The sequence below is a fragment of the Subdoligranulum sp. APC924/74 genome, assembly GCF_003324125.1.
GTDB classification, from domain to species: domain Bacteria; phylum Bacillota; class Clostridia; order Oscillospirales; family Ruminococcaceae; genus Gemmiger; species Gemmiger qucibialis.
Genome location: NZ_PSQF01000070.1, coordinates 1 through 14,047, shown reverse-complemented (window position 1 = coordinate 14,047; position 14,047 = coordinate 1). Strand labels below are relative to the sequence as shown.

13 protein-coding genes are annotated in these 14,047 nt (G+C 53.0%); 8 read left to right on the top strand and 5 right to left on the bottom strand.

Annotated elements, in window-relative coordinates:
* The 5 genes from C4885_RS16775 to C4885_RS12540 form a co-directional block, all read left to right on the top strand.
* Positions 1 to 233 (top strand): hypothetical protein (locus tag C4885_RS16775; RefSeq protein ID WP_207657594.1); only part of this gene is annotated, 233 nt, incomplete at its 5' end.
* A gap of 30 nt (positions 234 to 263) precedes the next feature.
* Positions 264 to 1,931 carry an extracellular solute-binding protein gene (locus C4885_RS12555; RefSeq protein ID WP_114000667.1) on the top strand — a complete coding sequence of 556 codons (1,668 nt, stop codon included), beginning with the start codon at positions 264 to 266 and terminating at the stop codon, positions 1,929 to 1,931.
* A gap of 156 nt (positions 1,932 to 2,087) precedes the next feature.
* Complete coding sequence (locus C4885_RS12550) at positions 2,088 to 3,761, top strand: rhamnogalacturonan acetylesterase (RefSeq protein WP_114000666.1); 1,674 nt, start codon at positions 2,088 to 2,090, stop codon at positions 3,759 to 3,761.
* 18 nt (positions 3,762 to 3,779) lie between these two features.
* Positions 3,780 to 5,942 carry a 1,3-beta-galactosyl-N-acetylhexosamine phosphorylase gene (gene gnpA, locus C4885_RS12545; protein WP_114000665.1) on the top strand — a complete coding sequence of 721 codons (2,163 nt, stop codon included), beginning with the start codon at positions 3,780 to 3,782 and terminating at the stop codon, positions 5,940 to 5,942.
* A 173-nt stretch (positions 5,943 to 6,115) separates the two neighbouring features.
* Positions 6,116 to 7,480, top strand: coding sequence for an MATE family efflux transporter (locus tag C4885_RS12540; protein ID WP_158538893.1), 1,365 nt, complete (start codon positions 6,116 to 6,118; stop codon positions 7,478 to 7,480).
* 72 nt (positions 7,481 to 7,552) lie between these two features.
* Here C4885_RS12540 and C4885_RS12535 read toward each other — a convergent pair whose 3' ends face one another.
* Positions 7,553 to 8,428: an AraC family transcriptional regulator gene (locus C4885_RS12535; protein ID WP_114000663.1), complete on the bottom strand. Its 876-nt coding sequence runs from the start codon at positions 8,426 to 8,428 to the stop codon at positions 7,553 to 7,555.
* A gap of 205 nt (positions 8,429 to 8,633) precedes the next feature.
* Here C4885_RS12535 and C4885_RS12530 point away from each other — a divergent pair, with 205 nt between their 5' ends.
* From C4885_RS12530 to C4885_RS12520, 3 genes are all read left to right on the top strand, one after another.
* Positions 8,634 to 8,951: an L-rhamnose mutarotase gene (locus tag C4885_RS12530; RefSeq protein ID WP_114000662.1), complete on the top strand. Its 318-nt coding sequence runs from the start codon at positions 8,634 to 8,636 to the stop codon at positions 8,949 to 8,951.
* Between the two features lie 118 nt (positions 8,952 to 9,069).
* Entirely contained in the window at positions 9,070 to 9,507 is a 438-nt protein-coding gene (locus tag C4885_RS12525) for an ASCH domain-containing protein (protein ID WP_158538892.1), read from the top strand.
* A gap of 446 nt (positions 9,508 to 9,953) precedes the next feature.
* Positions 9,954 to 10,232 carry a hypothetical protein gene (locus tag C4885_RS12520; protein ID WP_147237840.1) on the top strand — a complete coding sequence of 93 codons (279 nt, stop codon included), beginning with the start codon at positions 9,954 to 9,956 and terminating at the stop codon, positions 10,230 to 10,232.
* Positions 10,233 to 10,254: 22 nt separating this feature from the next.
* On the opposite strand, the gene C4885_RS12515 is transcribed toward C4885_RS12520, so the two are convergent.
* From C4885_RS12515 to C4885_RS12500, 4 genes are read right to left on the bottom strand one after another with little or no spacing between them, the layout of a single operon-like run.
* Positions 10,255 to 10,866 carry a sortase gene (locus tag C4885_RS12515; RefSeq protein WP_114000659.1) on the bottom strand — a complete coding sequence of 204 codons (612 nt, stop codon included), beginning with the start codon at positions 10,864 to 10,866 and terminating at the stop codon, positions 10,255 to 10,257.
* Positions 10,856 to 11,530, bottom strand: coding sequence for a pilin N-terminal domain-containing protein (locus C4885_RS12510; RefSeq protein WP_114000658.1), 675 nt, complete (start codon positions 11,528 to 11,530; stop codon positions 10,856 to 10,858). The genes C4885_RS12515 and C4885_RS12510 overlap by 11 nt, the downstream gene beginning before the upstream one ends.
* A 4-nt stretch (positions 11,531 to 11,534) precedes the next feature.
* Positions 11,535 to 12,371 (bottom strand): class C sortase, encoded by an 837-nt coding sequence (locus C4885_RS12505; RefSeq protein WP_114000657.1) that lies wholly within the window; start codon positions 12,369 to 12,371, stop codon positions 11,535 to 11,537.
* A 50-nt stretch (positions 12,372 to 12,421) separates the two neighbouring features.
* Entirely contained in the window at positions 12,422 to 13,891 is a 1,470-nt protein-coding gene (locus C4885_RS12500; RefSeq protein ID WP_114000656.1) for a SpaH/EbpB family LPXTG-anchored major pilin, read from the bottom strand.
* Between the last annotated feature and the right edge of the window lie 156 nt (positions 13,892 to 14,047).

The following is a 14,047-nucleotide window of genomic DNA, read 5'->3' as shown; positions in this document are numbered from 1 at the left end:
GTATTATCTGCGCTTTTGGCTTAGCATCTGCCGCACCTCGCTCGCCGTATCGGCACTTAGAATTATGCGGTATTGCCTTAAAAATCCGGCCGCTGCCTGAGGTAGAAACAGGACGCGAGGGCACACAAACCCCGAAGCACGATGCGGGTTGCCGCAAGAGGATACCGCAAAGAGGACAACTCACGCACAACTTTATGAAACACTGCCGCCAAGAACGGCTCCAAAAACGTTAAACAATTTGTTTTTCAAAAAGGAGGAAAACAATGAAAAAGACACTTGCACTTGGTATGGCTGCTGCCATGACCGCAACCCTGCTCGCCGGATGCGGCGGGTCCTCTAGCTCTGCTGCTTCCTCTGCCGCTGCTTCTACAGCCGAAAGCACCGCTTCCTCTACTGCGGCTGCTTCCACTGCGGAGAGCACGGGCAGCTACACTGATTATTCTGCGGGCTTCCCGGAGAATGTCACCATCCAGATCCCGGTTTATGACCGCGGCTTTGAAAACTGGAACCCCACAGACAACTACTACACCCGCTGGATCCAGTCCGAGTTCGGCGATAAGTATAACGTTACCGTCAAATACGTTGCCATCGCCCGCTCCAATGAGGTGCAGGACTTTAACCAGATGATTGCCGCCGGCAACGCCCCCACCATTATCTTCCATTATGATATGCCTGCTGCTGTCAACTACTGGTCTGAAGGTGCTGAGCAGCCCATCGATCTGGATGAAGTTGCCTACTATGCCCCTACCTATTGGGATAACATGAAGGACACCATCGAGACCTACGGCAAGCTGGACGGTGAAAATGCTTTCATCTTCGCAGAGCGCGACCCCATCTACTACAACTGGGTCACGCTGATTCGTAAGGACTGGCTGGATCAGGTCGGGCTGGATGTGCCCACCTCCAACGAGGAACTCAAGACCGCCATGCAGGCATTCAAGGACGCGGGTCTTGGCGTTGAGAACGCTCCGCTGATCACCAAGAGCTTCACCTACTTCTACAACTGGATCCCCGAGGGCACCAGCGATGACGAGCTGGCCCAGTACCTGGATTTGAACGTTGCACCGTTTACTTGGACCGCCACTAAGAATTACCTGCAGGATATGAACGAGAAGTACAACGCAGGCATCGTTGATCCGGAGTTTTACCTGACCACTGATGACACGCTGGCCAAGGGCAAGTTTGTCTCCGGTCAGTGCGCTACGTACAGCTTCTATATGTCCAGCGGCACCGATGTGTTCAGCAGCCTGCTGGCCAACGACCCCAACGCCGAAGTAGCCGTTATGGGTTCTACCGCTTCCGGCACGGTTGCCGACGGCTTCACCGCACACTACTATGAGTATCCCAGCTACGGCATGATTATGGGCATCAACGCCAACGCCACCGCTGAGGAGCGCGCCGCCACATATATGTTCCTTGACTGGATGAGCCAGCCCGATAACCTGAAGTACCTCCAGTACGGCGAAGAGGGCAAGACCTATAACGTCGTGGACGGCATCAATGTTTACAACACCGACTACACCGGTGACGACAAGCTGAGCAACAATAATAACAAGGACTACTGGTGCCTCGTTCAGGAGGTCCAGCACTACGGCGACGAGGCCGCTGACCTGCAGGCCAACAAGACAACCTTGGCTCCCGCCGGTTATGATTGGGTTGTCCAAGATGCTTACGACCTGCAAAAGAAGGGCGAGAGCGGCGGTATCATCACCCCGATCTTCTCCAAGGCAGTTCAAGCTACCACCGAATACAGCGCTGACCTGAACAGCCTGTGGCAGGAAGCCTATGTTGACTGCGTTACCTGCAGCCCCGACGAGTTTGAGTCCAAGTATGAGGAGTACTGCCAGGAGTATCTGGATGCCGGTTATCAGGAAATCCTCGATGAAAAGGCAAGCCTGATTGCTGATGGCAATGTCCTGGTTGTCAAGTAAGAAAATTTAAAATCGCGTATACATCATGCGCTGTTGGGGCCGCTGCCGGGCAGCGGCCCCAATTTTTATGCAAAACAACCGTTGCAAGGGACGGTGCCTGCACCGCCCACGGAAAGTATATACCATTTGTTGAATGTACAAAGGAGTGTACATAAGATGCAGTTTACATGGAACATCGCGCAAGGCGTATCTTCCTACAACAAACAAACGGGTTTCGGTTTTGTAATCGGTGCGGTGTACAACGCCAATGCGGCGCTGCGCATTCCGGAAACGAACAGCAGCTTTTTGCCGCAGTGGTGGTACGCGGGTACCGCAATTTGTGATGTGACCTGCACGGAATACGGCGTGCAGGCAACTGCCACCGATGCAGTACGGGCAGAGGACCTGGAATGCCGCAGCCTGCCGGTGTGGTTCCGGGTAGATGTTCCTGCAGAGGGTGTTTACCGTACCAAAATTACCGTGACTGGTACAGATGGAGGGGAAGTGCTGGTATTCATCGGCCGCCGCCGTCTTGTCTGGCGCGGTACACTGGCAGCAGGGGAGAACAAAACCATAACAGCGTATTGCGATGTGTTTCCCATCGTGCCGCGCGGGCAGGTAGATGCCGTGCCAAGTACCGCTGTAAACGTGACGGTTGTGGGGGGCGCACTGGCGGCGGCAGCGGTGGCCGAAGCCCCGGATGTCCGCCGCATCTGGGTGTGCGGTGATTCAACTGTGACCGATCAGACGGCAAATCTGCCCTATGCACCGGGCACAAGTTATTGCGGCTGGGGGCAGATGCTGCCCGCTTATCTGCCGGATGTCTGCATCACCAACCACGCCCACAGCGGCCTGACCACCGAGAGCTTTACGAGCGAAGGACACTGGGATATTGTCAAACCGCGGCTGCGGGCAGGGGATATCTGCCTCTACCAGTTTGGCCACAATGACCAGAAATTGGCACATTTGCAGGCATACGGCGGCTATACCGACCGCCTGCGTACCTATATAAAGGAAGCCCGCACAGCCGGAGCTGTGCCGGTACTGGTCACACCGCTGGCGCGCAACAGCTGGAAAGATGCCGCACACTATAACGACTTTTTGGCAGATTTTGCTGATGCAGTGCTGACTTTGGGCAAAGCTGAAAATGTGATGGTTCTTGACCTGCACACCTGGGCCATGGCGCTGATGCAGCAGGATGGGCTGGAAACGGCTAAGCGGTGGTTTTACCCAGGCGACTATACCCACACCAATGATTTTGGTGCTTATAAAATGGCGGGTTTTGTGGCCCATGCCCTGGGCGATGCGCTGGGGCTGATGGTGACGGATGCCCCGGAGTGGACGCCGACACCGCCGTTTGTACCGCTGGAAGCTCCTGCAGACTGCGCGATTCCTGCGCCGGAAGGCGATCCCTTTGCCGATTACGATGCCACCCGCCCCAACGATACGCTGACTCGTGCCGAAGCGCTGGAACTGGCAATCAAGGCGCTTAAACTGTTTCCCATCAATGTGTACAATGACCTGTACAGCGATATTGTCGGGCATGAAACGTATGCCGGAACCATACAGTGCGCCGCGCAGAATGACTTGATCCCACCGGAATGGGTTGCGGATGGCAGCCTTTACCCGAATCAGACAGTAACAGCGGCTGACTTTTTGGCTGTGCTGATTCCCGGTGCTGCAGGCCGCCGCCCGCTGGCGGATGCCGTGCCTGTGCCGGACTCTGTGCCCGTTTACGCAAGGCAGGCAGTGGGCCAGGCTGTGGCGGAAGGCCTGATTGCCCCCGAAGCCCTGACAAAACCGCTGAACCGCAGTAACGCTGCAGAAATCTGCCGCCGCCTGCATATTTGAATAAAGGAGTGACTGGAGATGAAATTTGAACATACAAGCGGCGGATTTACGCTGCCGGGTGAATCTGGGCAGGAAAAACTTACGCTGGAACTGGCAAAAAAATGGGGCGCGGATGTGATCCGCGATAGTGATGGCACCCAGCTTTCCGATGAAATTCTCAACGCCGGGTACGATATTTACTCCACCATCTGCATCATCCGTGACCACAATGCCTGGGCAAAGGAACACCCGGAATGTTTACAGCAGTCCTTTTTGAGCACAGAGCCGGTCATTGCTGCCGAAGAGCCGCTGACCGTTAAGCCGATGGCGGGGTTCTTTGATGAGCAGTTCAAGATCAATGACCGCCCCGAAGCCCTGCGTTACTGGCAGGTTTGGGACCGCACGGCCAACAAGCTGCTGCCTGCGGACACATGGCAGTGGGATGCTGCCGCAGGTACAGTGACTGTGGCAAGTCCAGTGCCGTTCCATGCTTACACGGTCAGCTTTTTGGCATGGCGCACCTGGGAAGAGATCAACATGTACAACCATGTTACCAACAGCTGGACCAGTGAGCACCTGCTGCCTGTTGATCCGCGCACCAAGGAAGCTCAGGACTTTTTGTACGACTGGCTGAAAAATTGGTGCGAGACCCACCCCCGGACCAACGTGGTGCGGTTTACCAGTATGTTCTATAACTTCGTCTGGATCTGGGGCAGCGATAAGCGCAACCAGAATCTGTTTACGGACTGGGGCAGCTATGACTTTACCGTATCGGAAAAGGCGCTGGATGATTTTGCGGCCCAGTATGGGTATACCCTGACGGCAGAGGACTTTATCAACAAGGGCAGCCTGCAGGTGACCCACATGCCGCCGACGGCTCACAAGCGGGATTACATGGAGTTTACCCAGCAGTTTGTGGCCGGGTACGGCAAAAAACTGGTGGATTTGGTCCACAGTTACGGCAAGCGTGCCTATGTATTTTATGACGATAGCTGGGTGGGCGTTGAACCTTACGGCCCGCACTTTAAGGAATTCGGCTTTGACGGCGTCATCAAGTGCGTGTTTTCTGGTTATGAAGTCCGGATGTGCGCGGGCGTTGATGCGCCGGTGCATGAGCTGCGGTTCCATCCGTACCTGTTCCCGGTGGGCCTGGGCGGTGCACCGACCTTTGCACTGGGCGGCAACCCCACCCGCGATGCAGCTGAGTATTGGAACCATGTCCGCCGCGCCCTGCTGCGGGCCAAGATCGACCGCATCGGCCTGGGCGGCTACCTGCACCTTTTGAATGACTTCCCGGATTTTGTGGAGTATATCGCGGATATTTCTGACGAGTTCCGCGCTATTAAGGAGTTGCATACCCATGGTGCCGTGGCGACCCTGCCGTTGACGGTGGCGGTTCTGCACAGTTGGGGCAGCCTGCGCCCCTGGACGCTGTCCGGCCATTTCCATGAGACTTATATGCACACCCTTATCCACATCAACGAAGCGCTGGCAGGGCTTCCGGTGAACGTGAAATTCATCAACTTTGACGATGTGAAGAACGGCGTGCCTGACGATGTAGATGTTATCATCAACGCAGGCCGCGCGGGCAGCGCATGGAGCGGCGGCGATGCTTGGCAGGATGAAACCCTGGTTGCCGCGCTGAACAAGTGGGTATACAACGGCGGCGTGCTGCTGGGGGTAGAGGAACCGTCCGCAGTAAGCGGTTACGGCGATACCTTCCGCATGGCACGCATCCTGGGCGTGGACGAGGATACCGGTGCCCGTGTCTGCCATGGCCGCTGGCCGGTGCAGGAAGAACCGGTGGATGGATTGATCCCGGACGGTGCAACGCTGAAAACCCACGACCACCTGTACATGACCGACGGCGGTACCCGTGTGCTGGCTGAGGTGGACGGCACCCCCGCTATTGCTGCCCATGCGTTCGGCAAGGGCCGCGGTGTGTACATGGCCGGGTTTGAATACAGCCCTGTCAACGCCCGCATGCTGTTGAACCTGCTGCTGTGGGCCAAGGGGCTGCCGCTGAACAGCGATTGGCTGACCACGGACCCCGAAACCGAGGCCGCATGGTTCCCCGCCGACAAAACTCTGGTTGTCATCAATAACAGCACGCAGAAGAAATCTACAGTGGTCAAGACCCCCGATGGCGATATTGCCGTTGACCTGGATGGGCTGGAAACCAAAATTTTGCCCCAAAACTAAAAACATAACGTCCGGTGCACATTTTGATCAGCACCGGACGTTATGCCAACGGGAACCCCACGGTTCCTTATGCCAGTGGGATGTGCTGCGGCCAATACACTGAAATCGGCCCTTCATTCCCTGTGCCGCTTGCGGGAAAATGCACTGCCCTATGGAGGGGCTATGGTAAATTTATGAGCATTCATGGACAGGTTCTGCGTTCCAACGTTGATATGACACAAGGGCGGCCCTTGAATGTCATCTTCTCTTTCGCACTGCCGCTGCTGATGGGGAACCTTTTCAACCAGCTGTACAATGTGGTGGATACCGCTATCGTGGGACGGGCACTTGGTGCAGACGCGCTGGCGGCAGTGGGCAGTACAGGCAATATCAATGCCTGCCTGTTTCTGCTGCTGGCTGGGCTTGCAACAGGTGTCAGCGTTATTGTGTCACAATACTGGGGTGCTGAACGGTATGATGAACTGCGCCACCTGTTGGGAACATTTTTGACGCTGCTTTTAGCGGCATCCGTTGTAATGTCACTGCTGGGGGTGCTGCTGGCTGAGCCAATGCTGCGCCTGCTGCAAGTTCCGGAAAATCTGCTGGATGCCGGTGTGACTTACCTGCGTATTACAGCAGGGCTTTTGCTGGGCAATGCCCTGTATAACGCCGCGGGCGCTGTGCTGCGCAGCACTGGGGATTCCCGCACGCCGTTGGCCGCTATGGTGGTTTCCAGCCTTTGCAACATTGTGTTGGACCTGTGGTTTATCTTGGGGCTGCACATGGGGGTAGCCGGGGCAGCATTGGCAACGGTAGCGGCACAGTTCCTTTCTGCAGGGGTCTGCCTTTGCGAACTATGGCGGCAGAAACAGCCCTTTGCCTTTGCCTCGGTACGGCTCTGTTTTAACAAAGTGGATGCCGCCCTGATTTTGCGTTTTGGCCTGCCTACGGCGCTGCAAAGCTGCATGATAACCCTTGGCGGTATGACCGTGCAGGGAATTGTAAACAGTTTTGGCAGTGTGACCATGGCGGCTTACACCGCTGTGCAGCGGATCGATTCGCTGACGATTCAGGTTGTGGTATCGGTAAGCAATGCACTGGCCATTTACACGGGGCAGAATATGGGAAAACATGATATAGACCGCGTGTGCCAGGGCCTGCGTGATTCGCTGAAAGCGCTTTGCGTGATCTGCCTGGTGTTGGCCGTCGCGGTGTTTGCATCGCGCCGGCTGCTGCTGTCGATTTTCCTTGACCCAGCCACCGATGCTGCCAGCATTGCACAAGGGGCGGATTTTCTCAGTGTAATGGGGTTTGCCTATATTATTGCCGCGGTAATGAACAGTTATCTGAACGTGCTGCGCGGTGCAGGGGATGTAAATGTCAGCCTGGTTGCAGGCCTGTTTGAGATGGGGGCCCGGCTGGCGTTTGCCTCTTTGCTGGCGCCGCACCTGGGTGTGTGGGGCATCTGGCTTGCCACCCCGTTAAGCTGGGCTTCCGGCTGTATCATCCCGGTGGTGCGGTATTACAGCAAAGAATGGATGAAGCGAACGCTGATCTGAACCGGTGAGAAATAAAAGAAAGCACGGCTCTGCGATAGAAAAATCATCATGAGACCGTGCTTTGTCTTGCGTTTATGAATTTTGGGCAAAAGGCTTCAGTGCACTTTTGCGGTATTGCTGCGGGCTTTGGCCTGTCATGGAAGAAAAGCGGGTGGAAAAATTGCTTTCATCCTCAAAGCCAACCTGGCGGGCAACCTCGCCGACAGGGAAATCTGTCAGAACCAGCAGTTCTTTTGCGCGGGTAATACGGGTGGATAACAAAAAATTGTACGGTGTTGTGCCCATATATTGCCGGAAAAGCCGCAAAAACCAGCTTTTGCTGACAGGGATCTGCGCCAGCAGCATATCCAGATTGATGGGCTCCGCATAATGTGCACGGATATAATCTGCAATCTGCTTGATCATGGTCCGGTTGGAACGGCTTTCGTCCCCGGAAAGCTGCTGGTGGGCAAGCAGTGCCAGCATTTTGTGCAGTGTCAACCCAATTTCGATCTGGGCGGTGGTGGTTTCCTTTTTCCACTCGGCAAACAGTGTTTCAAACAAAGGCTGCATCTCCATGCGGCTGACATGCGCAGCGGTAAGCCGCCCCTGCGACTGTACGGAATCGGCTAACGTTTTAACCCCAACACCGTCAAGGTGTACCCAGTAGTGCTCCCATACGTCATAGCCGGGGGCCGTGCAGTAACTTTGCGGTGTGCGGCAGTTCATCAGCAGTGCGGCACCTTGCGGCAGCTCAATGTGCTGTTCGTTCTGCTCAATCAAGCCAGCCCCGGCCAGGGTATAAAAAAGGATGTAACTTTCCTTGTCTGTACGGGCTGTGGCAAAGTGGGAACGCCCATAAAACAGTCCGGCTTCCGTTGCATAAAACGGCTGTGCCAACACGGCGTTATTTGGCGTTGCACGCAGCCACACACTGCGCTCTTCCACGTCCATATTATAGGTCAACATAAGGGATCACCTCAGTAGAATTATCACAAAATAAACAGTGCTTTGTGGTATGAAATAGATCAGAAAAAAGCAATATAATGTAAATGAAAAGAATAGTAACACTACAGTAATTTTACCAAAAATAAGGTGCGGATGCAACCTTGTTTTTTGACTTTGGTTTTAACGTAATACAAAATAAAAATGTTTGTACGGAAAGGAAATCAACATGGAACATATGGCATGGAAAGGCCGCATCAAACCCGGTTGCAAGGCAGAATATCAGCGCCGCCACGCAGAGATCTGGCCGGAGATGGTCAAGGTTTTGAAAGAGGCAGGCATCTGCAATTACAGCATTTTTTATTGCAAAGATGAACTTTTTGGCTACTATGAATGCGAAAAAGGCGTTGCCTATGCTGAAAAAGTGCAGGCAGAAAGCCCCATTGTGGACCGCTGGAATGAGTATATGAAAGATATTCTGGAGCTGGAAATGGACCCCGTGACCGGTGCCCAGCCCAAGCTGGAGCAGGTGTTCCGGCTGGATTAACAAACAAAGCAGAGAAGCGAGCCTTGCCAGAGAAAAAATGGTAAAGCTCGTTTTTTATTTGCTTTATTGTTGTGCGGCAATCAAGTCCTGCGGTTTATCGGGCATCCTGTTCAAGGCCATGGATCAAGTCGAGAAATTTGTAAAGGATTCGGGGCTGACGATTTCTGCCTACAATGTCTGTTTTTATGACAGAAACGGCACCGACGAGATTCTGGACAACATTCTTTGCGGCAAAAAACGCGCCAACACAGGGTTGTTCAGCCTGTTTGAAGCCCAGATGCAGCTGCTGCCGCGCACGGGTGATTACACGGTCGTGCTGGACAGCGATATGCAGCCGCGCTGCATTACCCGCACCACAAAGGTAGAAGTTGTCCCGTTTGAGGATGTGACGGCAGACTGTGCCGCCGCCGAGGGGGACGGCACCCTTGCCGCGTGGAAGAAAGCCCACCGCAAGGCGTTTGCCGCAGCGTGTGAGAAAATCGGCAGGAACTTTGACGAAAGCATGAAGTGCGTCTGCGAGTATTTTGATGTGGTTTACCGGGCAGATGGGCAGTGAGATAAATCGGAATTTTTTCAAAAAAAATACCGCCCCATCTCACGATAAGGCGGTAGATTGCGTTATTCTATGCTGCTCCTAAGTTTTTAGATAACAAATCACCATCGGCGGCGTTCTCAAATACTTCAAAAGTATCTTGTAGTTCTTCCAATCATAGCTGGTGTGTCTCTTTCCAGAGTATTTGTTTTCCGCGACATCATTCAGCATCATCAGAATAAAACCCGATGGCCTTTTGCAAAGCCAAGAAATGCTTTCCTGTGTATTTGATTGCCCTGTGCTCTCCTTGCATTTCTATCCTACAGGTAATCAAATTCTCGTCATTTTCTTTTACATGGTAATCTTGTATCATCGAAATAAGCTCAGACAGGTTCTTCTTTCCGTATTTAAATTCAGCAGCACAGTTCGGACATAGACAAAGAGAATTCCAACCTTCTGAAATGCTATGTTTGTACCTGTCCAGAATAGAATTGGTTGGGAGAATATTACAAGCTTCAAAATATGGCTTTCCATTAAAAATGGAATTAGCCGAAGCGAAAGTGGCAAAAACAAGAGCTGCTCACGAAAAGGCTGTTGGCGAATTGAAAAAACTCTACGACATTCGCAAGGAACAACAGCAGGAGCAGCTTTTAAAGGCAATGATGTCCGGCAAACGGTCTTTTGAGGAAATTTTGAAATTCATTTCTGACGATACCGCTTTCCAATGCGGAAGTATTTTTGCTTTTTGAAAGTGATGACTATGAATCATGCTCACTCGTCTGTGCGGACGCAGCGCAGCGCATATCGTGCCTGACCGGTCGTGGTACAGGTAAACAATGTCAGATCCCAATTGCTCTCGGACGTTTTGACCGCCATCTCCTCGATTTGGGTTGGCTGCAGAACCTCTGTATCCGAGACCGCATAATGCCATGTGTTGTCATTCATGTCAACAAAAAGCACTTCTGTCCCCACCGTAAGATGCGTCAGAGGGCTGAAGTGACGCGCATAGTTATGTCCCGCGATTACCAAGTCATCTGTATATAGCGAGCCGGAATACCGCCCCGGCGCGATCTTTAGCCCCGGATAGCTCCACTGCTGCATCACGGGCAGTGCCAGCCCGATGGACGGAATAGAGAGGTACCCAATATAGTCGTAGCCGTCAATGGTGCTAACAGGCATCTCCGTGTCCGCTGTGGGTTCTGCTGCATCACCGGGATAGATGGTGCGTGGCTCTGCGATCGATTCCTCCAGCTGGGTCAGCACACTGTCGGCTGCTTTTTCTGCGCGGGTACTGTCCCACTGGTTGTAGCCCATAAGCAGCACAGCTGCCAGCAATGCCAGAACCCCAAGCGCAATCAGGGCGTTCCCCAGCTTATTTCTCATTCTGACCACTTCGCTTTTTGAGTACGACACCTGCCGCCACCAGTACAGCGCCAGTCACCGCCAGCACGGGGACTGGCCAATTCAACTGTCCGGTCTGCGGCAGTGCAGAAAGCACTTCCTGCGTGGGCGGCGTCTGCGTTGTTTTCCGGCTTGCAGTACCCACTTTGGGGTGGGCGTCCACATCGTAGACATACTGCCCGTTTTCCATGATTGGAACCGTCACAAGAAAAGGCTGTATGGCGTCATACCCTTCGGCTGCCTGCTTCTGTACAATAAGGTAAAGCCCGGCCTTCAGATCACCAAACACGGCGATTCCGCTGTCGTTGACGGTCTTGGTGACTGCCTGTGCATTTTGTGTCACCTTTTCTGCCAATCGGCTCGCCAGTGCGCTTTCGGATACGTTGTCCAGCGCGATTCCGCAATTCTCGAAACCGTTTGTATAGGTAAAGCTCATATCTGCGCCGTTTTTAGATACACTCGCCACACGGTACAGCGTCAGCTCACCGCCCTGCAGCGGTGCTGCGGTTTCGGTATCACAGAGCAATACCTTGATGGAGCCGATGCGCGTTTCATCAACCGTTTCTGCGGCAAGAGCCGGAACAGCGCCCCACACCAGCAGGCACAGCATAAGCAGCACTGCCAACCGATCACGGATGCTTTTCATAATGTTATTTCCTCCTTCTCTTGCTGCGCTTGCGCAGATGTGGGGCAACCAGCACACCGACCAGTGCCGCAAGTAGCATCGGGATGGCCAAAATCGGGGCCACGATGATGGGTTCAATGCGGAAGGCATCTGCCGCCACACGGATATGCTTTTGGCTTTCCGTAGTTTCGACCCTCTTGCCGCGCACCAATAGGCGGTGCGTGTTGATGCCGTAGGGGGTGCAGGTCATCAGGGTGACATAATCCATCCCCTCGGTGGGAAGCAACTGGTCGATCTCAGTAGGCAGCACAATGGAGATTTGATCGACCTCATAGGTCAGCACCCGATTCAACACTGTGATGGTAAAGCGGTCGCCCACCTCCAGCTCGTCCAGATTGGTGAACAGCTTTGCGCTGGGCAGGCCGCGGTGCGCTGATATGACCGCATGGGTCCCGGCACCGCCCACGGGCAGGCTGCTGCCTTCCAGATGGCCTGCTGCCACCTGCAGCACGCCCTCATCGGTGCCGTGGTATATGGGCAGCTCAACGCTGATTTTGGGGATCGTGATATACCCCATAATGCCCGTGCCGGAGATATCGAGCGTCTGCGCATAGCCGCTGACCAGATCCGGTTTATAAAAGGCATTGGGGGTGGTGTTTAACTGCCGGTTGTACGCATCGGCAGCATCGAAATAGGTCTGATAATCCGCATCTGACAGCTGTTCTACCTCCTCGGCATAGCCAGCCACTGCGCGGGACTGATGCTTCCGGTTGACAGCGTCGCTGACGGAGGGATATAACATCACGGATAGACCCACGAGGAAGATCAATATTAAAATAATTGTGCTGAGGTTCTTTCTCATGGGCTACTCCCTAATGTTATAAGGATTGGTATATGACGGCAAATGCGCCTTTACTTGTTATTCATCCGCTTTTTGGTGACCAGCAGAACGGCAGCCACGGCCATCAGCCCGCCGCCGATCACATAGAAAAGGGTAGTGCCGATGCCGCCGGTGGAGGGCAGCTGCGTTCCGGCTTTGTTCAAAACCTTAACAGTTGCATCTGTTGCTGGTGTATAAGAACTTTCGCTTAAATTCTTATATTGAACAGTTTCACTCCCACTTGTGACGCTGGTCGTTGCGGTGATCTTAACTTCAATGGGTTCGGTCAGCTTATTATACCCTGCGGGCGCTTCGGTTTCTTCCAGATAATAGATTCCCTCGTTGAGACCTTCAATCAAAATATCACCTTTACCGGAAGTTTCCAAAGTTGTTGCATCGCCCTTATCGGTTACCCAACCGTCGATTTTATCGTTAGTCAGCTTTGCATACTTTTTGACGCCACTGTCCATGCGGTACAGTACAAACTTTGCACCACTCAGCGCTACTTCATCGTTTGTACTGTTCAGCGCATATTTGTGCACATTCAGTTTCCAAACATAGGTTGTTGTCTCTTCTTCGGTGCTTTCTTTCCCACTATACGCCAGCTTTGCTTTGTTCGTGTTGCCTGCGCCAGCAATCGTGGCGTCTGCCGCAACCGTTGCCGAATAGGTAACAACGACTACATCGTTCGTTTTGAGCTTGCCATCAGTAAATTTTACATCAAAGGAATCCCCATCTTTGGGGTTTGTTTCCAAGGTATAGTCAGTATTTGGAGTAAGCGTTTTTGGTCCGACTTTAACTTCAAGTGAATCAGAATTAAATGTCAGACCGGAGAGCTTATCGTGCAGAACATAGCCCTTCGGGGCACCATCCTTTACCGTAATGGTTATGCTAAAGTTTACGGTATCACCAATGCCTGCACTGTTGCTATCAACCTTCTCATTACCAGTAATCACGATTTTCTTTTCGATTGTTGTATCACTGTTCTTTTCTTTTATGGTAACACTCGGCGTCGTTGTGTCCAGACTGCACAGAGACCCCAGGCTGGTATCTACCAGATAGTAACCCAGTGTCAAATCTGTAAAGGTCACTGTAGCGCTCGATGCGGTTTCTGCCTTATCACATGCAATATTTTTTTCAACAGCAAAAGCCTTTGCCAGCTTTGCAAAATCCGCTCCGGCATCTTTTTTCGCATCGTTCCACTCAATATAACCTGCCGAATTTACGCTAAAAAAGTCTGCTGCGCTCACTGTATTGCTATCAATGGTTGTGCTATATGTAGAAAAATCGTTCCACTTCGTATTCAGCTTATAAGAATACGCATTTTTGTCTGTATCATAGCTTTCCAAGTCAAAAATACGATAAGCCTTGTAGGTCGTGCCCGTCACGGCATTATCAATGGTTATCGTTCCTGTGCTGCTTGCTGCAAACGCTGGGACGGCCATGGCCAGTGCAAGCGTCAGCGCGGCAAACAGTGTTATGAGTTTTTTCATGTACTTCATTGGTTTTATGTCTCCTTGCTCAAATATTTTGGTCTGCTTTGTCCACACCGGTGGAGGGGTTATTTCTAAGGCAGCACCGCACAATTCCCGCCTGACGGCTTAAGCACCGCTCCGGCGGCTGCGGCACGGCATCTGCGTTGCCAAAATGCTCGATAG

What these genes read in the sequence shown, in the direction of transcription:
- C4885_RS12555 (WP_114000667.1), top strand. Translation starts at nt 264, where the DNA reads ATGAAAAAGACACTTGCACTTGGTATGGCTGCTGCCATGACCGCAACC.
- C4885_RS12550 (WP_114000666.1), top strand. Translation starts at nt 2,088, where the DNA reads ATGCAGTTTACATGGAACATCGCGCAAGGCGTATCTTCCTACAACAAA.
- gnpA (WP_114000665.1), top strand. Translation starts at nt 3,780, where the DNA reads ATGAAATTTGAACATACAAGCGGCGGATTTACGCTGCCGGGTGAATCT.
- C4885_RS12540 (WP_158538893.1), top strand. Translation starts at nt 6,116, where the DNA reads ATGAGCATTCATGGACAGGTTCTGCGTTCCAACGTTGATATGACACAA.
- C4885_RS12535 (WP_114000663.1), bottom strand. Translation starts at nt 8,428, where the DNA reads ATGTTGACCTATAATATGGACGTGGAAGAGCGCAGTGTGTGGCTGCGT.
- C4885_RS12530 (WP_114000662.1), top strand. Translation starts at nt 8,634, where the DNA reads ATGGAACATATGGCATGGAAAGGCCGCATCAAACCCGGTTGCAAGGCA.
- C4885_RS12525 (WP_158538892.1), top strand. Translation starts at nt 9,070, where the DNA reads ATGGATCAAGTCGAGAAATTTGTAAAGGATTCGGGGCTGACGATTTCT.
- C4885_RS12515 (WP_114000659.1), bottom strand. Translation starts at nt 10,866, where the DNA reads ATGAGAAATAAGCTGGGGAACGCCCTGATTGCGCTTGGGGTTCTGGCA.
- C4885_RS12510 (WP_114000658.1), bottom strand. Translation starts at nt 11,530, where the DNA reads ATGAAAAGCATCCGTGATCGGTTGGCAGTGCTGCTTATGCTGTGCCTG.
- C4885_RS12505 (WP_114000657.1), bottom strand. Translation starts at nt 12,371, where the DNA reads ATGAGAAAGAACCTCAGCACAATTATTTTAATATTGATCTTCCTCGTG.
- C4885_RS12500 (WP_114000656.1), bottom strand. Translation starts at nt 13,891, where the DNA reads ATGAAGTACATGAAAAAACTCATAACACTGTTTGCCGCGCTGACGCTT.